General features: G+C 65.0%; 20 protein-coding genes and 3 pseudogenes. 15 read left to right on the top strand and 8 right to left on the bottom strand.

All coding sequences use genetic code 11. From position 1 onward, the window contains the following. The first annotated feature begins 142 nt into the window (after positions 1-142). Complete coding sequence (locus IPF36_RS15715) at positions 143-940, top strand: TorF family putative porin (protein WP_135706837.1); 798 nt, start codon at positions 143-145, stop codon at positions 938-940. A 33-nt stretch (positions 941-973) separates the two neighbouring features. On the opposite strand, the gene IPF36_RS15710 is transcribed toward IPF36_RS15715, so the two are convergent. Beyond that, positions 974-3235: a PAS domain S-box protein gene (locus IPF36_RS15710; RefSeq protein WP_135706836.1), complete on the bottom strand. Its 2262-nt coding sequence runs from the start codon at positions 3233-3235 to the stop codon at positions 974-976. 209 nt (positions 3236-3444) lie between these two features. Here IPF36_RS15710 and IPF36_RS15705 point away from each other — a divergent pair, with 209 nt between their 5' ends. From IPF36_RS15705 to IPF36_RS35075, 6 genes are all read left to right on the top strand, one after another. Beyond that, complete coding sequence (locus tag IPF36_RS15705) at positions 3445-5025, top strand: histidine kinase (RefSeq protein ID WP_255519793.1); 1581 nt, start codon at positions 3445-3447, stop codon at positions 5023-5025. Between the two features lie 193 nt (positions 5026-5218). Then, a complete protein-coding gene (gene narL / locus IPF36_RS15700; RefSeq protein ID WP_195428679.1) occupies positions 5219-5866 on the top strand; it encodes a two-component system response regulator NarL in 648 nt (215 codons plus the stop codon). A gap of 266 nt (positions 5867-6132) precedes the next feature. After that, positions 6133-7176, top strand: a complete 1044-nt coding sequence (locus tag IPF36_RS15695) for a DMT family transporter (protein WP_135706834.1) — start codon at positions 6133-6135, stop codon at positions 7174-7176. A gap of 43 nt (positions 7177-7219) precedes the next feature. Beyond that, on the top strand, positions 7220-7495 hold the full coding sequence (locus IPF36_RS15690; RefSeq protein ID WP_195428677.1) for a hypothetical protein: 276 nt from the start codon (positions 7220-7222) through the stop codon (positions 7493-7495). A 173-nt stretch (positions 7496-7668) separates the two neighbouring features. After that, the gene (locus tag IPF36_RS15685) at positions 7669-9093 is read left to right on the top strand and encodes a pyridoxal-dependent decarboxylase (protein WP_195428674.1); all 1425 of its coding nucleotides are present in this window, start codon (positions 7669-7671) and stop codon (positions 9091-9093) included. A gap of 19 nt (positions 9094-9112) precedes the next feature. Next, positions 9113-9274 (top strand): PT domain-containing protein, encoded by a 162-nt coding sequence (locus IPF36_RS35075; protein ID WP_368671156.1) that lies wholly within the window; start codon positions 9113-9115, stop codon positions 9272-9274. Here the strand turns inward: IPF36_RS35075 and IPF36_RS15675 are convergent. After that, a pseudogene (locus tag IPF36_RS15675) lies at positions 9233-9520 on the bottom strand (VapC toxin family PIN domain ribonuclease); the annotation flags it as partial. The gene IPF36_RS35075 and the pseudogene IPF36_RS15675 overlap by 42 nt on opposite strands. A gap of 290 nt (positions 9521-9810) precedes the next feature. Between IPF36_RS15675 and IPF36_RS15670 the strand changes: the two are divergent. The 4 genes and pseudogenes from IPF36_RS15670 (at position 9811) to IPF36_RS15655 (ending at position 13855) form a co-directional block, all read left to right on the top strand. Next, positions 9811-10446: a hypothetical protein gene (locus tag IPF36_RS15670; RefSeq protein ID WP_195428672.1), complete on the top strand. Its 636-nt coding sequence runs from the start codon at positions 9811-9813 to the stop codon at positions 10444-10446. Next, positions 10443-12410: pseudogene (locus IPF36_RS15665) on the top strand (integrase). Before IPF36_RS15670 ends, IPF36_RS15665 begins: the two are co-directional and overlap by 4 nt. Positions 12411-12438: 28 nt before the next feature. Next, on the top strand, positions 12439-13416 hold the full coding sequence (locus IPF36_RS15660) for an ATP-binding protein (RefSeq protein WP_195428670.1): 978 nt from the start codon (positions 12439-12441) through the stop codon (positions 13414-13416). Further along, positions 13385-13855: a hypothetical protein gene (locus IPF36_RS15655; RefSeq protein ID WP_368671155.1), complete on the top strand. Its 471-nt coding sequence runs from the start codon at positions 13385-13387 to the stop codon at positions 13853-13855. Before IPF36_RS15660 ends, IPF36_RS15655 begins: the two co-directional genes overlap by 32 nt. A 645-nt stretch (positions 13856-14500) precedes the next feature. Here the strand turns inward: IPF36_RS15655 and IPF36_RS34685 are convergent. The 4 genes and pseudogenes from IPF36_RS34685 to IPF36_RS15640 form a co-directional block, all read right to left on the bottom strand. Continuing rightward, positions 14501-14756: pseudogene (locus IPF36_RS34685) on the bottom strand (integrase); the annotation flags it as partial. 31 nt (positions 14757-14787) lie between these two features. Beyond that, complete coding sequence (locus IPF36_RS15650; RefSeq protein ID WP_195428668.1) at positions 14788-15198, bottom strand: type II toxin-antitoxin system VapC family toxin; 411 nt, start codon at positions 15196-15198, stop codon at positions 14788-14790. Then, a complete protein-coding gene (locus IPF36_RS15645) occupies positions 15195-15446 on the bottom strand; it encodes an antitoxin (RefSeq protein WP_133098635.1) in 252 nt (83 codons plus the stop codon). The genes IPF36_RS15650 and IPF36_RS15645 overlap by 4 nt, the downstream gene beginning before the upstream one ends. 149 nt (positions 15447-15595) lie before the next feature. Beyond that, a complete protein-coding gene (locus tag IPF36_RS15640; RefSeq protein WP_195428778.1) occupies positions 15596-16861 on the bottom strand; it encodes a site-specific integrase in 1266 nt (421 codons plus the stop codon). Between the two features lie 111 nt (positions 16862-16972). On the opposite strand from IPF36_RS15640, the gene IPF36_RS15635 reads away from it, so the two are divergent. The 4 genes from IPF36_RS15635 to IPF36_RS34675 all read left to right on the top strand — a co-directional run bounded on the left by IPF36_RS15635 (position 16973) and on the right by IPF36_RS34675 (position 19466). Continuing rightward, complete coding sequence (locus IPF36_RS15635; protein WP_195428667.1) at positions 16973-18166, top strand: DNA-binding protein; 1194 nt, start codon at positions 16973-16975, stop codon at positions 18164-18166. Beyond that, positions 18150-18431: an H-NS family nucleoid-associated regulatory protein gene (locus IPF36_RS15630; protein WP_195428665.1), complete on the top strand. Its 282-nt coding sequence runs from the start codon at positions 18150-18152 to the stop codon at positions 18429-18431. Before IPF36_RS15635 ends, IPF36_RS15630 begins: the two co-directional genes overlap by 17 nt. Positions 18432-18630: 199 nt before the next feature. Then, positions 18631-19032 (top strand): hypothetical protein, encoded by a 402-nt coding sequence (locus IPF36_RS34680; protein WP_255519792.1) that lies wholly within the window; start codon positions 18631-18633, stop codon positions 19030-19032. Continuing rightward, a complete protein-coding gene (locus IPF36_RS34675; RefSeq protein WP_255519791.1) occupies positions 19026-19466 on the top strand; it encodes a hypothetical protein in 441 nt (146 codons plus the stop codon). Before IPF36_RS34680 ends, IPF36_RS34675 begins: the two co-directional genes overlap by 7 nt. A 63-nt stretch (positions 19467-19529) precedes the next feature. Here the strand turns inward: IPF36_RS34675 and IPF36_RS15620 are convergent, their stop codons facing one another. Both IPF36_RS15620 and IPF36_RS15615 read right to left on the bottom strand, forming a co-directional pair. Further along, positions 19530-19847, bottom strand: coding sequence for a hypothetical protein (locus IPF36_RS15620; RefSeq protein WP_195428663.1), 318 nt, complete (start codon positions 19845-19847; stop codon positions 19530-19532). Between the two features lie 42 nt (positions 19848-19889). Beyond that, a complete protein-coding gene (locus IPF36_RS15615; RefSeq protein WP_195428661.1) occupies positions 19890-20648 on the bottom strand; it encodes an IclR family transcriptional regulator in 759 nt (252 codons plus the stop codon). Positions 20649-20673 lie beyond the last annotated feature (25 nt).

Below are 20673 nucleotides of genomic sequence, written 5' to 3'. Positions count from 1 at the left end.
GAGGGCCCGGGTGAGGGGGGTATGGCAAGGCGCCAGCCGGACCAGAGCGCCGCGGCATGGGGAGCAACAACAAGCCACCAACAGTACGCCACCAACAATACGCAGTCGATGCAGCACAAACATTCCTTGCCAAGGATCAAGCATGAAACTGTCCTCGCAATCCTGGTCCAGGGCCTTCGCCTCGGGTTGCTTGCTGGCCTGCGGTGCAGGCGCGGCCCCAGGCGTCTTCGCGCAGGAGGAGCCGAAGCCGCCCGCCAGCCCCCATACCTTCAGCGCCAATGTCGCGCTGATGAGCAACTACGTCTTTCGCGGCATCACCTACACGCAGGACCGGCCTGCCTTGCAGGGCGGCTTCGACTACGCGCACGATAGCGGTCTCTACGCTGGCGTCTGGGCGACCAACGTCAGCAGCAAGGCGATCAACGGCGCCAGCCTTGAGATGGACCTGTACGGCGGCTTTACCAAGTCCTTCGGCGACTGGCGCTTTGATGTCGGGCTGCTGCAGTTCTACTATCCGGAAAACCCCAAGCTGCCGGGCTCGGACGAGAAATACAACACGCTGGAACTGTACGGCGCGGTCGGCTGGAAGTTTGTGACCCTGAAATACTCCAGCACGCTGACCGACTTCTTCGGCTTCAACAGCGCATCGATGGGGACCAACCAGGGCAGCTCGCATGGCAGCGGCTACCTGGAGCTCAACGCCGATGTCCCGTTGCCGGAAGACTTCGTGCTGGGGCTGCATGTGGGCCGGCAATGGGTGCGCAACTACGGCGCCTTCAACTATACGGACTGGCGCGCCGTGGTCAGCAAGAGCTTCGGCACCGGCTGGACCGTCTCGTTGGCCTACACGGGGACGAATGCCGATCGCAGCCTGTGGGTGGCCGACGGCAAGCGGCTGGGCACCGCGCACTGGATACTCGGCCTGAAACGCGTGTTCTGAGCACTGGCTGCCATGGAGCGGGGCGGCGGCAGGCTAGGCGGCCGGCGCGATCGGCTCGGCCACGCCAACCCGGTGGATGAGGCGGCTGCCAAAGGCGCCGGCATCGCCGGCGGCCACCACGGGGATGTCGTGCAGTGCCGCAATCCGCAGCAGGCGTTCGAGCCGGATCCGTGCCATGGCGGCCTGGTCGACCCCGATGCGCCAGAAGTCGGCGAGCAAGGCCCACGTGGGAAAGGGCTCGCCGTCGCGACTGGCGGCCGGGGTAAGGTCCACGCCGACACGCACGCCACGGCTGCGCAGGCCGGCCAGCGTGGCTTCGAGATCGGCCAGTCCCGGGTCGACCTGTTGCGGCAGGAGCAGGTCGACCCGGGTGGCGCCGGGCTGGCCCGCGATGGCAAGCAAGGCGCCGTGTATCCCTTGCAGTATGGCCGCATCGAGCGGTACGACATCGATGCACAGGCACAGGCGCTGCTGCGGCTTCAGATGAAGACGGGCCTCTGCGAAGATGGCGAGCAGATAGCGCTCGACCACGGCCTGCAGCGTGCCGGCGCGGCACGCATGCAGGAACATGTGCTCGGCAGGAATCAGGCCGGCGCGTGGGCTGTGCCAGCAGGCCGTGCCTTCGGCCCAGCCCGGCTTGTCGCCGAGCGGCCTGACCTGGGCCAGGCTGACCTGCAGGCGCAGCGTGTCGCAGGCACGCGCAAATTCACTGGCCGAGCGTCGCCAGGCTTGCGCGACATGCCTGGCGGACTCGCCGGCGAAGGCGTAGCGCACGGTGCCGCTTGCGGTCTGCCAGCGGGCCGAATACACGGCGTGCAGCGCGTCGCGCAGCATGGCGCGGGCGTCGGTGCCGGCCTCGGTGCTGAATGCAATGCCCAGCCTGGCGCTGATGGAAATCGAGGTGCCGTCGAGGTCGAAGGGCGTGTCCAGCATGCCGGCAATGGTGTCCACCAGGGTCAGCGCGGCGATGACGCCACCGAGCTGGCGGTCTGCCGGTGCGCAGCCGGCGGGGGCTTCGGCGCAGGCGGCCGCGTCGCCACGGGTTGGCGCTTCCAGCGCGAGAATGGCGAACTCATCGCCGCCGCTGCGGCCGGCGGAGATGCCTGGCCCGCACCACGCCGCGAGCCGCTCCCCGAGCCGGCTCAGCAGCTGGTCGCCAAACGCGCGGCCGTGCCGCTCGTTGATCCGCTTGAGATTGTCGACGTCCAGGCACAGCAGCATGAAGGTCGCGCCGTACTGCAGCGCAAGATCGACGCGATCGAGCAGCAGGGCACGGCTCTTCAGGCCGGTGAGCCGGTCGCGCAGCGGCTCCCGCTCGGCACGTTCCTCGTCGCGCTTCTGGCTGCTGATGTCGGAGATAAAGCCCTCGATCGCCAGCAGGGTGCCGTTGCCCGCGTAGATCCCGCGGCTGCGCTCGTCGACCCATTTCTCCTGGCCGGCGCGCGTGCGGATGCGGTAGCGCAGGTGGAAGGCCTTGCGCTGCTCGAGCTGGCTCTGCACGTAATCCCAGACATAGGCGCGGTCTTCAGGATGGATCAGTTCGTCGTAGGACGGGTGGTTGAGCAGGTCGACCGCTTCCAGGCCGGTCAGTTCGAAGCAGCCATCGCTGACGAACTCCATGGTCCAGCGGCGGTCGTTGCGGCAGCGGAAGGCCATACCCGGGAGATGGTCCAGCAGGGTCGACAGGCTGCGGTCGCGTGCGCGCAGCACGTCTTCGGCGCGTTTGCGGGAATGGATGTCGGTCATCATGCCGGTGGTGCCGCTCACCTGGCCGTGCCCGTCGAAGCGTGGCCGCAGCCTGACTTCCACCCAGCGCTGCTGCCCGTCATGGCGGATCAGGCGGGTCTCGTAGCGGCAGGCATCGCCATGCTGCGAGAGGATCGTGAGAAACTGCTCGCGGTTGAGCGCCTGCTCGTCCGGGTGGACGTAGCGGAACAGCGGCGTGTGCAAGCTGACGTGCACATCCAGCATGGTGATGGACTTCCAGGCATGATTCAGGAAATCAAAGGCAGCCTCGGCGTCGGTCTCGAAGACGATGTCCTCGAGACCGTCGATCAGCGCACGGTAGTCGTGAAGGGGCGGGATCGGGCCAACGCCGGGGCGCGGCACCGCGGCGGCGGCAGGCCGGCCCGGCGCGCGCCGGTTGGTGGCCGCGGCCGCTACCACCAGGCCGAGCGCGCCGCCGAGGCACGCCACGGCAAGCGGTGTACTGGACGGCAGCCAGCCCATGGTGGCGCCGATGGCATAGCCGCACGCAGCGGCTGCGCCGGTCAGGTACAGCCACACGGTCAGCATGATGCTCCCCTCGCGTGGAACCTGTCCGCATGCAAGACGCGCGTACGCTTTGCATGCGAACAGACCCTGGCCGCGCTTGTCTCCTTTTATATCCCCGCGTTCCTTCGTTATGCTGGTAATCGAACGCTCTGGGCTGAATGCGCGTTGCGACCCAAGGTGAACCCATGAATCTCAATTCCGTACCCGGCAGACGCGCCCCGCAATCATACTTGCTTTTCCTTGCCCGGCAACAGCGCGCGGTGCGGGCCTGGGCCGTGGTGATCACCGTGGCGGCGCTGGCGGCGCTGGCGCTGATGGTGCAACCCATCCTGACCGCGGCCTGGTCCAGCGAGGCGGTGAGCTTCCTGAGCAAGGCGGCCGAATTGCGCCAGCGCGGCAGCGGCTTCGACCAGCGCAACGAAGCCGGACGGGAGGGGCGCCAATGGCTGGCGGAAACGCGCCGGCTGCTGTCCGACCCGCCATTCGGCGCGGGGCTGGCGGACGAAGGGCAGGCCCATGCCTACGGTACGGTGTCGGCCGCCATGCCGGTGCTTGAGCAGGCGGCCGTCGATGTATCCGAGGCCTTGCAGCGCCACTTGCGGGTGGATATTGCGGTCCGCATTGCCTTGCTGATCGTGGCCGCCGGTGGCGTGCTGATCGGCCTGGGGATGCGCCGCCAGGCGCGTGAGGCGCGCGCGCCGGCAGGCGACATTCCCGCGGAGCGCAAGGACCGCTGGCTCAGCCTGCTCGAGCAGGTGATGACAGCGCTGTCCGGCGAGTCGCTGGGGGCGCAGGCCTTGCGCAATGTGTGCGAGGCGGTGGCCGACGGGCTCCAGGCGCGCGCCTGCTGCATCTGCCTGGACGACGAGACCAGCGAGGCGCTCGAACTGCCGGAAGTCGTGCACGCCGGGGAGCTGGGGTGGGCGCAGGTGGAGCGTGTGCGCGCGCTCACGGTGGCGGGCCCGCACATGGTGTTCGAGCTGGCGGAGCAGGGCGGGCACGCCGAGGTCGGGCTCGCGGTGCCGATCAGCGACGGCAAGGAGCGCTACGGGCATCTCTTCGTGCTGTTCCGGACGGCGCAGGACTGCCAGGCGCAAGGCAGCCAGATCGGCGAGGCGATCGGGCGTCACCTGTCCCTGGCGATCGGCAACTTCCGGCGCATGCAGGAAGGGCGCCGGGTAGCGCTGATCGAGGAGCGCACGGCCATGGCGCGCGAACTGCACGACTCGCTGGCGCAGTCGCTGTCCTACATGAAGATCCAGGTCAGCCGCCTGCAGACCCTGGCCGACCGAGGGGACGCGCGCGAGGGCCTGGAGGCGACCGCGGAAGAACTGCGCGACGGCCTGAACGGCGCCTATCGCAAGCTGCGCGAACTGATCACGACGTTCCGCACGCAGATCAATGTACAGGGCCTGGCCGCGGCGCTGGAGGAGGCCCTTGATGAGTATGGCGCGCGCAGCAGCGTGGCCATGACGCTGGACAACCGGCTCAAGGGCTGCCAGCTCAGTGCCAACGAAGAGTTCCATATCGTGCAGATCGTGCGCGAGGCCCTCTCCAATGTCGTGCGCCACGCGGGTGCATCGCAGGCCACCGTCAGGCTGCTGCCGGAGGAGAATGGCGCGATCGCCATCGTCATCGAGGACGATGGCCTGGGCTTCGAGCCGGCCGCGGATCCGCGCAACCAGCACGGCACTGCCATCATGCGCGAGCGCGCATTGAGCCTGGACGGTGCGTTGTCGATCAGTCCCAGGCCGGGCGGCGGCTCCTGCGTTTCGGTCCACTTCCGTCCGGTGCGGCAGCCTGAGTGGTGAGCGTCAGCGCACAATCGGGAAAACCCCAGTCGCGCTGGCATGCGCTGACGCCTTCCCCAAAACCGGGGATGCCGGTAGTATCTCCGTTGCTCTCGCAAACAACCGCCGATACAGGCGGCAATGCGTCCCGCAGAAGTATCAGGCCGGATCAGGAACCGGCCGCGTGGCTGCAAAAAATACGGAGACAACGGCCATGGAAACGAGCAACACGGTTCTGGTCATCGACGATCACGCCTTGTTCCGCAAGGGTCTCGCGCAACTCATCGGCATGGACCAGGACTTCCGTGTCGTCGGCCAGGCCTCCTCCGGCGCGGAGGGCGTGGACATGGCAGTGCGCATGCAGCCGGATGTCATCCTCATCGACCTGAACATGCCGGGCATGAGCGGCATCGAGACCATCGGCGCCTTGCGCGAGAAGCACGTCGACTCCCGCTTCATCATGCTGACGGTATCGGATAACGAACGCGACGTGGTTTCCGCGCTGCGCGCCGGAGCGCATGGCTACCTGCTCAAGGACATGGAGCCGGAAGACCTGTGCGACTGCCTGCGGCGCGCGGCGAATGGCGCCTCGGTGCTGAGCGATTCCGTGACCGGCAGTCTGATGGAGGTGGTCGCGTCCAACCAGCGCGTGCCCGCCGCCCAGGCTGACCTGACCAGCCGCGAGTCCGAGGTGCTGGACTTCCTGGCGGAAGGCCTGTGCAACAAGACCATCGCCCGCCAACTCGGCATCAGCGTTGGAACCGTCAAGGTGCACGTCAAGCACGTGCTGTCCAAGCTCAATCTTCACTCCCGGCTCGAAGCCGTGGTCTGGCGGCACGAGCAGCAGAAGCCGCGGCACTGAGCTAGTCCCCCCAGCGCAAGTCAGCACCGCCTGCCGCGCCGCGCGGCACGGCGGCGTTCGCGCTCTCGTCCCCTCGCACTACGCGCATTTTTCCGCCAAGTATGCCGGCCGCGCATGCCTCTTTGTAGGTATCTCTCCTTTGGATTATTGTGCCGGCCCCGCGCCCCTCCAATAATCCAACGCACATGTTCGTGCGGTCCTTTCCGTATGTGGACATGAGGCTCGAATCAGGCGTGCATTCCGACGCGCCCACCACAGGAGGATTCATGACGACCGTCGGCCAAGCGAAGGTGAGTTTTCGTGCCCGCAGCATCCGCTGGGGCTTTATCTGGGCGCTGTGGTGTGCGGTCTTGTGGGGTGCGTGGTACGTGCCCGGCGCCGCGGTTTGGAAGGAGGCGCCGTTCGCCGCCATGGACATGGCCAACCCGCGCCAGTTCCTGACGGCGGCGGCGGTTATCACGACCTTCAACGCATTCTCGGTGCTGCTGTTCCTCTTCCTCTGGCTGATCGTGCTGGACAAGTTCAAGGACTTCGGCCGCACGCTGGTCCAGGTGCGGCGCATTTCCAAGTGGTACTTTGCCGCGGCGATCTTCGGTGGGCCGATGGCCATCTTCGGCTCCTTCCTTGCCATGGGCTACGTGGGCGCGGTGTTCGCCGCCATTGCCGGGCTCTTGTATCCCATCGTCGGCGCCAGCATCGCCCGCGTCTGGTACAACGAGAAGATTACGATGCGTGCCGCGCTGGGCATCCTGGTCATTATCGGCGGCGGCGTGGCAATCTACGCGCCCGGCATCCTCGGCGAGCTTTCCGGCGCGTCCGGCAAGCACACGTCGTGGCTGGGCTACCTCGGCGGCGCCATGGCGGCGCTGGGGTGGGGCGTCGAAGGGGCGCTTGCCGGGCGCGCGCTCGATGTCACCGATCCCGACTGCGGCATCACCGTGCGCTTCACTGCCGAGGCCCTCTACTGGCTGTGCCTGGTCCTGCCGGCGCTGGCACTGTTCGGCGACATCGACGTGATGCGCATGATGGCGCAGACCTGGAACCTGAAGGCGATGACCTGGCTGCTGCTGGCGGGCATCACGTTCGGCTTCTGCTACGTGTCCTGGTACAAGTCCTTTCCGCTGATCGGCGTCGGCCGGGGCCAGGCCATCGCAGCGCTCTATGGCGCCTTCGCCGTGGTGTTCCTGGCCGCGTTCACGCTGCAGTTCCCGGCGTGGAACTTCCTGCTGGGACTGACGCTGGTGGTATCGGGCGCTTTCCTGATGTACACGGAGAAGAGCGACGTCCTCGAAGTGGTCCGTGCGCTGTAACCCGTTCTGGACATGTGGGTGGTTCTCAATCGGGAGATGAGAGATGGCGAAGGTGCATATCAAGGGATTCATACTGCAGCAGATCGCGGGGACGGACGGCATGTGGGATAGCGATATCGCCGCCTCGGTATGCCGGGAGTATGGCAAAGGGGGAAACTACTGGGCCGGATCCGTGCGGGTCATCCTGACCGACCTGTATTCGGGCGGGCTGCTCACCAGCGTGGAGGAGAAATTCGACACCTGCGCCGACAAGATGCGATTCCGCTTCCGGTTGAGCGATTTCGGCCGGCAGCGCATGCGGGACACGGGCTTGCTTTGACAGCGGCGCAGCACCGGTGCTGCGCAACCACACACTAGGAGATTGCCATGTCGGATTTCTGGGGCTATGCGGGCGCCGATGTGCTTGCCATTGTCATCATCACGGCGCTGAGCCTGGTCGCGCTGTACCACGCCAGGACGTTCGTGACGAAGATCTAGAGATTGAAAGCCGGCATGTCGTGCAGGGAAACGGAAGACCTCGATGTGCTTGCCCGCGCGGCTGCCGCCGCCACGCGCTACCGCCAGTCGGCAGGCGCGGCGCGGACGTGGCCGGCCACTTCCTATGCGGACTGCCGCGAGGCCTGGGATGCGCCCACCCCGGAAGCCGGCACGCCGGCGGACGAAACCATCGAGGCCCTGCGCGCACTGGCCGAGCCCGGCCTGCTCGCCACCACGGGCCCGCGCTTCTTCGGCTGGGTGGTCGGCGGCTCGCATCCGGTCGGGGTCGCCGCAGACTGGCTGACCAGTGCCTGGGGACAGAATTGCGCCAACCATCGCGGCGCGCCTGCGGGCGCCGCAGCGGAAAACACCGCGGCCCGCTGGCTGCTCGACATCCTGCGCCTGCCGGGTACCGCCTCGGTCGGCTTCGTCACCGGCGCCACCATGGCCAATTTCGTCTGCCTCGCGGCTGCGCGCACGCAGGTACTGCAGCGCGCCGGGTGGGATGCCGAGACGCAAGGCCTGTTCGGCGCACCGCGCATCCAGGTGCTGATCGGCGCGGAGGCGCATACCTCCGTCTACGCCGCGCTGCGCCTGCTCGGCTTCGGTAGCGCGTGCGTGTCGCGCGTGCCGGCGGGCCGTGACGGTGCCATGCGTGCCGCTGACGCGCAAGCCGCGCTGGCGGGCGGTGCGGGCCCCGCCATCGTGATCGCTCAGGCCGGCCACATTCATACCGGCGCCTTCGATCCGGTCGCGCAGATGCTGCCTGCCATCCGCGCCCGCGGCGCCTGGCTGCACGTGGACGGCGCCTTCGGCCTCTGGGCCAGGGCCTGCCCTGAAACCGCGGCGCTGGCCGCCGGATTCGAGGCGGCGGACTCCTGGGCGACCGACGGGCACAAATGGCTGCAGGCCCCCTATGACAGCGGCTACGCCATCGTCGCGCACCCCGAGGCGCACCGGCGTGCCATGACTGCCGCCGCCAGCTATCTGCCGCTGGCGGATGGCGATGAGCGCGATCCCTCCCACTACGTGCCGGAGCTCTCTCGCCGCGCGCGCGGCTTCGCCACTTGGGCCATGCTGCGCCACCTGGGACGCACCGGTGTTGCCGGGATGATAGCGCGGCACTGCCGGCTGGCGCGCCGGCTGGCAGCGCGGCTGGGGCAGGAAGCCGGCATTGCCGTACTGAACCGCATCTCGCTCAATCAGGTGCTGCTGCGCTTCGGCCCGGAGGAAGACCCCGTCGCCGCCGACCGCCTGACCCGTGCCGTAGTCGCACGGGTGCAAACCGCGGGTGAATGCTATGTCGGCGGTGCCGACTGGAGGGGCCGGGCCGTGCTGCGGATGTCAGTGATTTCCTGGGCCACCACGGAGGAGGACATCGACCTCGCGGCCGGGAGCATTGTCAACGCGTGGCGGGCTGTGGCCGGAGAAGACCGGTAGCGCGTTTGCTCGGCCCGCCGTGACCGCTAAAGCAGCGAAAAATTACGGTCCAAGCGTTCAACCAACCAACCAACCAACCAACCAACCAACCAACCAACCAACCAACCAACCAACCAACCCCGTGCTGGCTTCACGCGACCTAATGAAGCTTGGGCCGATGCGCCACACCAAAACGCACTGACAAATCGTCGAGACGCTTGTCCAGCGTCCATAGCTGCGCACCGGGTGTGATCAGAGTGGAAGCCAGCAATGAGACGTCCACCAGGCCGCAACCCAGTCCATACAATTTCTCGAGTTCGATAAACGCCATTACCTCTGCCAGGCTCGCCTGCTTGGCGGGCTGCAGCAGTCCGATGTCGCCGAGTGTCCGGGCGCGTGGGGCTGGGGGTGTCCCGCAAGCCAATTCCAACAGGACCATAGGGTGGGTCGTCCTCACTGGCCGCAGAACTTAAATAATTTCATCTTAGTGAAATAACTTGACGGGCGCCGGCCATCCTCGCGAAGAGGGAGTCAGCGCGGTTTATCCATGCTGGCGGCCGTAGAGCGAAGCGAATGTGCCACCACCGGAGGCTAGACATCTCCGGCTTCTCGGCAGATCCGGTGGCGCTTTTGCTTTCGTTTGTTTCAGAAGTGAAAGCGCAATTTCTCACACAATGCCGGTGAAGTTTGCCACCTCGCATCCTAGACTTCGAAACCTGTCCGTAAGGTCTTGATCCGATGGAAATTTCTCCGCAATTCACGGAGCCGGTTGTGCTCGCCCGCCCCGCTGGCGCGCACCGGCTTGAAGCCTTCAGCCCGAAGCTGGGAAGACGGCTGACGTTCTATCGTCGTGCTTTGCTTGATATGTGGCTGCTACTTGAGGCGGATCCACTGGTGACTGCCTTTTGCGAACGCCCCGGCTACGTACAGTTCGGTGGAAAGGTCCGGCTCGCCGACTTCTGGGTTCGATACGGCGATCGTCAAGAATTGGTGCTTCTCGCAGAGGCCGGCCTGGATCTGAGGGCAAGGCCTGCTGGGCATGAACTGGACGAAGGGGCGTTCTCTATCCGCAGTGTGACATCGTCCGACCTGGCTGCCGCACGGGTTTGGATTTGCAATTGGCAGCGGATGCTGCCGTGCATCGTGGCAAATCGAGGGCTCGTCACATGGTCACTATGCCGAGCGGTCGAGCGCTGCCTGGAGAGTCCGCAACAGCTAGTGACACTCGAGCGCAAGTGTTCGCACGCGGATCCCGTGTTGCTCCGCGCAACACTGTTCGGCTTACTGCATGCCGGTCAGGTTGCTGCGCCAGCCCTGCACACTCACTCGCTGTCCTTGCAAACGTCGTTCGCTGTAGTAGGCAAGAGCTCATGAACCGCCGCAAACCGGAGTTGCAAGCTCTCGACCTCGCGTCATGGCCGGAGGTGGCCTATACAGAGCTCGATACCATGCAGCAGCGCGCGTTTGAGAGACGCAGGCAGGCTCTAGTGCGCTATGCCGAAGGTGATTCGCTCAGGCAGATAGTGAAGACCACCGGGGTGAACCGGCGCGAGCTGTATCCCCCACTCGGATGGACGGCCATATGGCTTTCGCGCGTTAGGGCGCTATATGCGGATCGCCGAGTACGCGCGGGTCAGCACAGTAAACATCGGTGGAGAGCGCGGCAAGGCCGGGGGAGCCGGTGCCTTGTCGCAACTTTTTGAGCGCTACCCGCGGCTTAGCGATTGGCTGCGCTTGCAGATCAAGCGGCGACGCCGAGGCCTGCTCGAGCAAGTCAATACCGACGAGAGATTGCGGACACGGCTGCGCGGACTACAAGCCATTCATGACGAATTCCTGCGGCAGTGCAGGGCGGTAGGCCTGAAGGCGACAGATTATCCATTCAATACGGCAGGACGTGCCATTCGCTCATTGTCTGGGCTTCTAAAATCGGAAATGTTACGCAGCTTTGGTCTGGCGGCACGCGCAGCTGGAGCCACGCACCTGAAGGGGTTGCCACATCGGGAAGCCGGAGAGGGTAGTCCAGCGGCGACGCGTCCTTACCAGATCGTCGAGTTCGACGGCCATCGGCTCGATCTTAGGCTTAAGGTGGTCGCCCGCGATCCGCTTGGATTTGAGCATGAGTTTGAGATTGAACGAGTATGGCTGTTAGTAATCATTGACGTCTGCACGCGTGCGGTCCTGGGCTACAACCTTGTGCGCGAGAATATTGTCGTTACGACGTGATCAAGACTATCGAGAAGACCTTGGAGCCCCATCCGGTCCGCGCGTTCTCTCTAGACGGACTTGGCTATGAGCCGGAATGTGGTCTTCCATCGCAGAGGTGGCCGGAGCTCTCGTATGTCACCTGGGAATGGATGAAACTCGACAACGCAAAGGCAAACCTGACGAGCGAAACCCTGCGAGCAATGTGTGAATTCACAGGCTGCATTGTCGATGCCGGCCCCAGATACTCTCCGGATGAGCGTCCATATATTGAGCGCTTCTTTGGCACGATGGCGCAACGGCTGTCTTCTCGCTTACCCGGCTACACGGGTTCGCATCCCCGTGATTTGCGCCGTGCGCTTTCCGATCCGAAGGGCGACCTTCGCCTATACGTGTCGCTCGACGAATTGGAGGAGTTGGTCGAGTATGCGATAACCACGTACAACGGTACGCCGCATGCCGGTTTGAATAACGTGACTCCGCTCGAAGCGATCGAATACCACGTGAGCACGCGACAAACCGTCCTGACGCGGCTCACTGAGCACCATCGGCGTACACTGTGTCTGATGCAAGCTGCGCGCCGTTGTCGTGTACGCGCTTATCTTGAGCAGGGTGTGCGGCCGCACATCAATCTATACGGCGTGCGCTACACGAGCGGTGTACTTGCAAGAAGCACGCGATTGGTCGGCAAGGAGATTCTCGTCTACCTGAACGCAGACGATCTGCGATGCGTACGAGCCTTTCTCCCGGATGGGTCGGAAGTAGGTGTCCTCGACGCACAAGGTGCCTAGGGCGTCGTACCCCACAACCTGAAGCTGCGCCAGGAAATCCGAAAGCTGCGGGACCGGCGCCGAAGCCATCAGGACGAATCGAATCCGATAGAGGCATATCTGGAGGCAAAGCTCGCGCAGGCGAAGACGAGTCGGAAAGCGGCGACCGAATACGCGCGGACCGTGCGGACGCTTGCCAGTGCCCCGACAACGCGTACGTCTGCCAAGGCGCCGCCCACCATGCGGGACGCCTGCACGTCGGCAGCTGCACCGGGCGCCGCAGCGCCGGACAGTGCCCCAATTTCGCCTCATACACCAGTGCAGCCGCGAAAACTTACTATCGGAACTGGACAAGTCTTCTAACCCTGTCTCTTCCATTGCGAGGTATGCCATGGCCTCTCAGTTTCAGCGTCCGATCGATCCGTCGCTTCACCCGCTTGTTACAGGCAACTATCGTATCGCCACGCCCGCGATCGAAGCCTTCTATGAATTGGTTGATCGATGTCTACGCTACCGGGTCATGGGAGCGCTGATACATGGGCCTTCCCGCGTCGGCAAGACCCGGGCGATCGAATACGTGCGGTTACTACTTGCGCGCGATCATCCGAAGATGACGAGCTACCACGCGCAATGTGAACACAAGCCGCGGCATGCCGAAGGCCCGTTCTTTGCGAATCTGCTAGAGGCCGTTGGCGATCCGGATCCGAACGCAGGTTCCAACCCATCCAAACGTATGCGTCTTGCTCTGCGGATCCGCGAGGCCGCAGCACGGGCGGGAAGCGGAACGGTGCTGCTTTTCTGCGACGAGGCACAGCGCTACAACGATAATGAGTACGAGTGGCTGCGTGATGTTCACGACAGTCTCGATCGGCAGCAGATCAAGTTGTTTACCTTCCTCGTCGGTCAGCAGGAACTTCTCGCACAGAAGAGCGCGTTGCAAGTTGCCGGGAAGACCCAGATCGTCGCGCGCCTGATGGTGGAAGAGTTGGTTTTCCATGGTATTCGCAATGCGGAGGACGTGGCGACGTGTCTTAATGGGTACGATCAGACCGCATATCCTGCGGATAGCCAATGGAGCTTTACTCGCTTCTATGTGCCCGCAGCTTTCGACGCTGGTTACAGGCTGGTTAGCGACGCCGGCGTCCTGTGGCAGGCGTTCGAGAGCGCGCATAACAGAGCCAATCTCCCGGGGCAACTCGCCATCCCGATGGAGTCCTTCGCGCGGGCAGTCGAGATCGTGCTCAAGGAGAGCGAACTGAAGGACGATTCCGCCTATCGTCCTGACCCCGCCTTATGGGCGCACGCGGTACGGCATTCCGGCTATGTCCAGTCACGCCATGCAACCGGACGCGTCCTTGCTGCCGCCTAGCGAAGTGTTGCTCAGTCCGCCGAGTTTTCCGATTCTCACTCTCGACGAGGCTAAGCTATCGCCAGCCCTGGGTTACCTATTCCAGAGGAAATGGATCGAACCCTATGAATCGCTCGTTTCGATCCTGTGGAAGTTCCAGAAGGCGAACGCGCTGTCGGGGACGGTTGTCGCCAATCTAATGGGCCCGGACATCGATCCCTATGAGGGCATAGTGCCGGAGCTCAGTGCCGTCGACATTGAGCGATTGCACGGCACACTTGGCCTGCCGAAAACAACGCTGCGCGAGGCGCTTCTGGCGCCAACTGAGCGGCGACGCTTCGCCCCGACGTTTCGCCCCGACGTTTCGCCACTGCCGTCGCTGCATCGCGCTTGGATATCACAGTGTTGTGCATCAGATCGAGACCGTCTATCGGTGTCCAGCGCACCGGGACGCGCTTGAATCGGCATGTCGGAACTGCGGTTATGAAGCGCCGTATCGCGTGAACGTACAGCTTCTCGAAACACCGTACCGTTGCTCGCAGTGCCGTGAAAGCTATGGCGGAAATGGATGGAGGCCCACGGAAGCTCGGCCAATGAGAGCAGGGTACCGCAAAGCGCTGTCACGGAAGTATGTCGGGAGCGCGCTGGGGTTGTGATTCTTCGGCGTTGCCCTTGCCCTAACCGCCCCTCACGTTGACCACCGTGTTTGCTCGGTGGCGACGTTTTGCCGTCCCTCGTATGAAAGCCAAAAAACTGGCCCAGGCTGGTTGTGATACGGAGCGCCGGTGACACTTTCGCTTCGCTTCCGTTAAGTCTTTGATCGGAAGGGAAAATATCCCTCGCGCCGTCAAGGGATGGACTGAGGTGGCACTTTTGCTTGCGAACTGGTTGACACACTTGCTTCGGCATACGATCAGGTCCGCCAGCTCCACACGGCTCGCCATCAACTGAACGGCCTCGATCTCAAGCTGCTTCGCCTGAAGGACAAGTTGTGAGGCGGTCAGTGGCATTGGCAAAGAGAGGACATGGGGGAGCGGTGCCAAAAAGGCAAAGAGTATGCCACTGGTTGGCCTGCTGCCGGTAGGTTGGTAGGGTCGCTGCGCTGTCAGCATGGCGCGTCAGCCAGGGGGATCTGGTGCCGCTCCTGAGTGGCCTCATGCCGCGCATCCTCCCCGCTATGCAGGTAGCCGCTCGTCGTCGACAGCGAGCTGTGCCCAAAGTTGTCGCACAAAGCGCAGGTCGACCGCTGGCCGGTCATATGCGAGCCAGCGGTGTGGCGCAGCCAATGGGCCGAAGCACTTGCCCACCACCGTGGCCATGCCAAACGCCGCCTTCAGGGTCAGGTGGAGCGCGCCGCGTGCAGCCATTGTGCGGATTTACATCGCCATCGACTCAGTTCCCGGTTGGCACCGACCAGTCCTCCACCACCAGGCCAGGGACGCGCCGGAACGCTTGGTCATTGGTCACCAGCACCGCGCCAGTCTCCAGCGCGTGCGCGGCAATCAGTAAGTCCAGCGCCCCCATCGGCTGCCCTTGAGATTCCAGTGCAGCGCGGGTTTCACCATAGCCGGCCATCACCGAAGGGGGCCAAGGCAACACCTCGATCCGACGCAGCAACTCGTCAACTGCGCGCGCGAGTCGCGCTGCGCCGGGGCGCTTGGCCAGCCCGTACATCAGTTCCGCGCCGGTGATGACCGACAGGCACAGCGTCGCCATCGGCGCGGCTGTCACGCGTGCCACGACTGCTGGGTGTCCTCGCAGCAGATGGCTCACGATATTAGTGTCAAGCATGTAGCGCGTCATTCGAGACCCGCCAGCGGATCCCGGGGTTGCTCGTCCTGCGCGCGCTCGGCCAGGAAGTCTGCCGGCACGGCGCTGCCCTGGATGGCGGCCAGGAAGCCGTCCCAACTCTCCGGCCGGCGCGACAGGATCACGTCGCCGGTGGACGGGTCACGGCGGATATAGACCTCGCGCTCAGCAAAGCGGAACTCCTGAGGCAGCCGCACCGCCTGGCTGCGGCCGGTGGTAAAGATCTTGGCAGTGGTGCTCATGGTGAATTCCTTTGATAGGTATCAAAATATATACCATCTTGAGATGGATATCAAGATATCTACCACTTCTGCATCTAAGTGGGTGACACATCGGTCAGCCCCATGGGAGTGGTCAGAGTTTCATGATGGTGAAATAACTCGCCGTCCCGCTATTTCTCAGTACCCCAACCGATCCGGTGCCGCTCCTGCGTGGCCTCATGGCGTGCATCCTCCTCGCTGTGCAGGTAGCCGCTCGTCGTCGACAGCGAACTGTGCCCGAAGTTGTCGCGCACGAAGCGCAGGTCGACCTGCCGATCCGTCATGTGCGAGCCGGCGGTGTGGCGCAGCCAGTGCGCCGAGGCGCTGGCCAGCACCGCGGCTTGCGCCTCCCATTCCGGCCCGCGCGCCCGCAGGCGCGCCGCGGCGATGCCAAATACCTCTTTCAGGATCAGGTGCAGCGCGCCGCGTGACAGGGGTTTCTCGCTGCCCGCTCTTCCGATCACCGGCAGCACTAGTGGACGCGTCTCCCCGAACTGCGGAGTCGGCGGCAACCCGTGGGCGCGGCGGTAGCGCGCCAGTTCGGCAATCAGCTCGTCGGTCGCCGGGACCAGCCGGGTCGCATGCGGCGCGCTGCCGCTGGGTGCTGACCGTGCTCTACCTAGGCGGCCTGCGCGCCTCCGAGCTGACCGCCACGACGATGGGGGCGTTCTTCTGCCGCCGCGATGCCCAGGGCATCGAGCGCTGGTGGCTGGAGGTAACCGGCAAGGGCAACAAGGCAGGCGTTCCCGGCCCGTCTCGGTCGGCATCGCCGCGACGGTGTCCTTGACCGTCTCCCACAGGTCGTGACTCAGATAACGGGTGATACGCGCCTGGGTTGGCACGCGCCGGCGGCGGGCGAGGGCGAGCGGGTTGCCGGCCAGGTAGCCTGCCTCGGTCAACCAGGCGAACAGCGCGTTCAGGATCACCAGCGCCTGGCGCACGCTGCCGGCCGACAGCGGCCCGGCAAACGGGCGCCAGTCCGGATGGCTGCGCGCGAGCTTCTTGCTGCCGGCCAGGACCCAGCGGGCGGCCCGCTGCGGATCGGCGAGGAAGCGCTCATAGACGAGCAGGTCCTCGTGCGTCAGGGAAGACAGCGGTTTGCCGAGCTGTAGCACGGCCCACAGGATCAGCCGCTCCACCTCGCGGCGATACGCGGTCACGGTCGCCGCGCTGTCAGCGTAGCGCGCCAGCCAGGCGGTGACGGCGGCCAGGTCGTCGGTCGCCGCGATGCGGGTGGCCGTGGCGGGTGCGCGGTTGCTGCCGTCGCGCCCGGACAGCGCCGACGGCAGCCGCAACTGCTCCAGCGGCGTGGGCAGGGCGGCAAGGGGGCCGGACGCGGGTGGGGAGGGTGGCAGGGCGGGCGATTCCACGGTCGAGGCAGCGTCAGAAGCGGGCATGGTCTTCATTATAGACATAAGCGCAGTTATGTCTAAAGTGTGCCGCCTAAAATTGGCTTTGTTACGTATTACGGTGTAATATTTATCATCACTTTTCCGTTTTTTCTCCCGATGGCCGCTGCCGACCTGGATCTGACCGACGCCGCGCTGCAAACCGACCTGGCCGAGCTGCGCGGCCGCTTTCCCGAAACCCGCGCGCTGTACCGCGAGGTCTGCGGGCTGCTGTTCTTCCGCTATGGCGTCACGCCCACCGCCAACAAGCTCTACAGCCTGGTGCGCAAGGGCAGCATGGGCACGCCCGCCGAGGTGCTGCAGGCGTTCTGGCAGGAACTGCGCGGGCGTACGCGCGTCACCATCGACCATCCCGACTTGCCGGATGCGTTGAAGGACATTGCGGCCGGGGCGGTGCAGACCATCTGGCAGGCGGCCAACGAGGCCGCCACCGGCGAACTGGCCACGCTGCGCGCGGAAGCCCGGCACGCCGCGAGCGAAGCGCAAGCCGAGCGCGATGCGGCGCGCGCCGAGACCGCGGCGGTGCGGGAGGAGGTGGCCGCGCTGTCGGCGCAGCTGGGCGAGGCCCGCGACGCGCACGACGTCGTGCAGGCGGCGCTGGTCGCGGAGCGGCAGGCGCACGCGGCGACCCAGGCCCGGCTCGAAGCGGGGCGGGCGGAACTGGACGCCGCCGGGCGGCAGCTGGCGGAACTGCGTACCCAATTCTCGACCGAGCTCGCGCGCGCCCGCGAGCAGGTGACCCTTGCCCAGGATCGGGCCGAGGCCAGTGAGCGCCGCGCCTTGCGCGAACTGGACGCCGAGCGCACCGCGCGCCAGCAGAGCGAGCGCACCGCCGAAGCATTGCGCGGGGAACTGGTGGCGGCGCGCAGCGAGGCCCGCGACGCGGCCGTGGCGCAGGCCGAAGTCCGCGCCCGGCTCGAGGCCCAGGCCGCGGCGCTCGCCGATCGGCTCGCGGCCGCCGAGCAGGCGCAGCGCAAAGCGGCGCACGACCTGGACGCGGTGCAGGCGGAGCTGGCCGCAGCACAGCGCCGGGCCGAGCGCGCCGAGGCCGAAGCGGCGCTGGCGCGCCAGCTGCTGGCAGAATTGCGGATGGGGCCGCCCGAGCGGCGGGGGGAGAGTGGTGGTGGGCGGTGGCGCAAGGCCGGCGGCCCGGCGTCGACCGAGCAGGCGGACGGGCCGGGCGAAGAACGGGACGACGAACAGCAGGGCGCGCCTACGGCCGCCTCCAACCCGGAAGACGGCAGCGACAGCAGTGACGACAGCAACGACAGCACCGATGACAGAAATCAATGAGCGGGCGGCGGCGATCCGCTGGATCCAGAATGAGATGGCCGACTACGGGCTGACCATGGAGGAGCTGGAAGCGGCGGGGTGCTTCGATCCGCCTCCTCCACCGCCCCCGCCGCCACCCGCACCAGCGCCACCGCCACCGCCACCGCCAGTGGTCTGCTACCGCAACGCCGCAGGGCAGAGTTGGGACGGGCAGGGCGACATGCCCGACTGGCTGCGGCGGGCGGTCAATGCGGGGCAGTCGGTGGAGTTTTACCGGGTCGGATAAACGAAGCTCAGTTACTGCAAGCGATGAATTTTCTTTTCAATAATCGGCTTGCAGAGGATATGGCGGATTTTCGAATCCCGGGGCGTCCCTCAGACACGCACCGGCACGCCAAGCATTCAAAATTTTTATGACCCGTCTAGGAATCGAACGATCAAACGGTTTGGTCTACGAAGGCCGCGGTAGTCCCTCGCACCTCGTGATGCCAACCCCTGTGGTATCACAAGCCACGCTCATCGAGGCGGCGTCGGATTTCACGAAGGTGCCGATGGGCCTGGATAGCCATCCTTTCACGTGGATGTTCCGTGAGGAGTCATTCGATCCGGTTTCCCGTGTCCGGCGCGGACGCCTATTCCAGAAATTCGGCTCACACGCCTGGGAGCAAATTCTGGTCGATGCGCATCCCGCAATCCAGTCGGATCTGTGCGCAGCCCGCAGTAATGGCAAGGTCAGCAAGGAGCTGGGCGTATACATCGAATGCACGGAACTGCTGAGCAAGCCCAGGCGGGGCGAAGGCTCGCACCTTGCCATCGGCGTAGCTCACGCGTATTCACTGTGGCGCATCATTCAGAAGAGCGGACCGCTAGTCTGGGCATCATGGTGACACTACGGGCCGAGTCCGCCTTTGACATTCTCCCGGAGCTGAACAAGGCCCAGGTCGGTCCCGATCACCTTGCCGTGGTGCAGGCTGCCATCGAGAGAGTCCTCGATGCCGCCTATCGCGAACTACCGACATCGATCGTCGACCAATGCCGGAACGCCTGCACCGTTCTGGCATCGCGTTGGCTATGCCAAACCAGCGGAAACCGTGCCCTCCTCAAGGAGGACCTGGGGTCGTGCATTAAGGCTCTTCAACAGCTCGCGGAGCCACGGATCGCACTTGGTGGCGCGCTCCAGATCATTCGCACGCTGCATCCTCGTGGAAAGGACAATGAGGCGCACGCTCGAGGCCTGCGGGCGGTTTCGGAGGAGGATGCCCAGATGGCCGTGCATCTCGTTGGCTTCGTGATGCGGGAAATCGGATGGGGCTCACACTAGTTCCGATGCGTTGGACGTCCCCCCGGTGAAGGCGTTAGGCGCCACGGTGGATTGAGCCAGTCTTCATAGCCATCCGAAGCGCTTCAATCGCTGGGCCGACGACCAGAAGAGGGTGCGAAGCAGCAGGCAATCGCATGCTGCCTGGTGCACATCGTGCAGGCGCCGGGCAGCAAGGTGCGGGCAAATGTCGACGGCGGCGGCGAACGCGACCAATCGCGTCCGTGGCCGGGCATCGAGCAGATAGTAGTCCAGTGCTTCCTCGATGAGCGCCTGCTGAGTCCTGCCCTGTCGTCTCGACAGGGTCAACGCTTCACAGCGCAATTCCCTGGCGAAGGCCGCGACTTCGCGGCGCAGCAGGGAAAGCTCGGCAAGGACTCGCATCGGGTGGCGGACGGAACGATCGCGTGGCGCGGGGGCTGGCCGCTATTTGACCGGTCGACGCAGCGGGAAACGGGCGCTCAGGTGCTCCACGGCCAGTTCCTTCATCAGCCGGTACATCGCTTCCTTCTGCTTCCCAAGGCGTCGTGTCGGGCCCGATACGCCCAGTGCCGTCGCAGGCTGCCCTCGTCGCGACGGAAGCACAATGGCGATTGCGCACGCGTCCTCGGTCACCGCGTCGCTGTACGCATAGCCTTGCGTCCGCACAGAATCGAGAGTTCGCGACAGGGCGGGGTAGGAAACAGGACCGCTCGGGTCGATCTGCTGTTCGTTGATCCGCTCGACCAGCCGCCTGACGCGCTCGGGCGATTGCTGCGCCAACAGGGCAAGACCGACCGCACTGCGACAGATGGGGCGCAGCATGCCCGGACGAAGATAGAAGCGAAGCAGGTCCTGCGACTGGACCGTGTGGACGTATTGGGCATGCATGCCATTCTGTAGTGCGAGCATTACCGTTTCGCCGCTCTCGCGTTGAAGCTGGTTCATGAGCCCGACGATCACCCCATCCTGGAATACGCGACCGTGCAGCCAGCCACCCAGGAGCGCGACGCGATTGGTCGGCGTGTAGTGCTTCTCCTCGTCGTCGAACGCCATGTAGTCCATCGCCCTGAGGCTTTGGAGCAGCCCCATCGTGCTGGATCTGGGATAGCCGAGGGTGTCGGCTATCTCGGAAAGCGTCAGTGGACGCTGGAGCCGGTCGAACAGCTCCAGGATCTCGATGATGCGAACTGCCGACTTGACCATTGCTGCGCTCGAGGCGTGAGGGCGG

Source organism: Cupriavidus sp. IK-TO18, assembly GCF_015549295.1.
In the GTDB taxonomy this organism is placed as follows: domain Bacteria; phylum Pseudomonadota; class Gammaproteobacteria; order Burkholderiales; family Burkholderiaceae; genus Cupriavidus; species Cupriavidus oxalaticus_A.
This window is presented reverse-complemented; position numbering and strand designations above follow the sequence as displayed.

What these genes read in the sequence shown, in the direction of transcription:
- IPF36_RS15715 (WP_135706837.1), top strand. Translation starts at nt 143, where the DNA reads ATGAAACTGTCCTCGCAATCCTGGTCCAGGGCCTTCGCCTCGGGTTGC.
- IPF36_RS15710 (WP_135706836.1), bottom strand. Translation starts at nt 3,235, where the DNA reads ATGCTGACCGTGTGGCTGTACCTGACCGGCGCAGCCGCTGCGTGCGGC.
- narL (WP_195428679.1), top strand. Translation starts at nt 5,219, where the DNA reads ATGGAAACGAGCAACACGGTTCTGGTCATCGACGATCACGCCTTGTTC.
- IPF36_RS15695 (WP_135706834.1), top strand. Translation starts at nt 6,133, where the DNA reads ATGACGACCGTCGGCCAAGCGAAGGTGAGTTTTCGTGCCCGCAGCATC.
- IPF36_RS15690 (WP_195428677.1), top strand. Translation starts at nt 7,220, where the DNA reads ATGGCGAAGGTGCATATCAAGGGATTCATACTGCAGCAGATCGCGGGG.
- IPF36_RS15685 (WP_195428674.1), top strand. Translation starts at nt 7,669, where the DNA reads ATGTCGTGCAGGGAAACGGAAGACCTCGATGTGCTTGCCCGCGCGGCT.
- IPF36_RS15670 (WP_195428672.1), top strand. Translation starts at nt 9,811, where the DNA reads ATGGAAATTTCTCCGCAATTCACGGAGCCGGTTGTGCTCGCCCGCCCC.
- IPF36_RS15660 (WP_195428670.1), top strand. Translation starts at nt 12,439, where the DNA reads ATGGCCTCTCAGTTTCAGCGTCCGATCGATCCGTCGCTTCACCCGCTT.
- IPF36_RS15655 (WP_368671155.1), top strand. Translation starts at nt 13,385, where the DNA reads ATGCAACCGGACGCGTCCTTGCTGCCGCCTAGCGAAGTGTTGCTCAGT.
- IPF36_RS15650 (WP_195428668.1), bottom strand. Translation starts at nt 15,198, where the DNA reads ATGACGCGCTACATGCTTGACACTAATATCGTGAGCCATCTGCTGCGA.
- IPF36_RS15645 (WP_133098635.1), bottom strand. Translation starts at nt 15,446, where the DNA reads ATGAGCACCACTGCCAAGATCTTTACCACCGGCCGCAGCCAGGCGGTG.
- IPF36_RS15640 (WP_195428778.1), bottom strand. Translation starts at nt 16,861, where the DNA reads ATGCCCGCTTCTGACGCTGCCTCGACCGTGGAATCGCCCGCCCTGCCA.
- IPF36_RS15635 (WP_195428667.1), top strand. Translation starts at nt 16,973, where the DNA reads ATGGCCGCTGCCGACCTGGATCTGACCGACGCCGCGCTGCAAACCGAC.
- IPF36_RS15630 (WP_195428665.1), top strand. Translation starts at nt 18,150, where the DNA reads ATGACAGAAATCAATGAGCGGGCGGCGGCGATCCGCTGGATCCAGAAT.
- IPF36_RS34680 (WP_255519792.1), top strand. Translation starts at nt 18,631, where the DNA reads ATGCCAACCCCTGTGGTATCACAAGCCACGCTCATCGAGGCGGCGTCG.
- IPF36_RS34675 (WP_255519791.1), top strand. Translation starts at nt 19,026, where the DNA reads ATGGTGACACTACGGGCCGAGTCCGCCTTTGACATTCTCCCGGAGCTG.
- IPF36_RS15620 (WP_195428663.1), bottom strand. Translation starts at nt 19,847, where the DNA reads ATGCGAGTCCTTGCCGAGCTTTCCCTGCTGCGCCGCGAAGTCGCGGCC.
- IPF36_RS15615 (WP_195428661.1), bottom strand. Translation starts at nt 20,648, where the DNA reads ATGGTCAAGTCGGCAGTTCGCATCATCGAGATCCTGGAGCTGTTCGAC.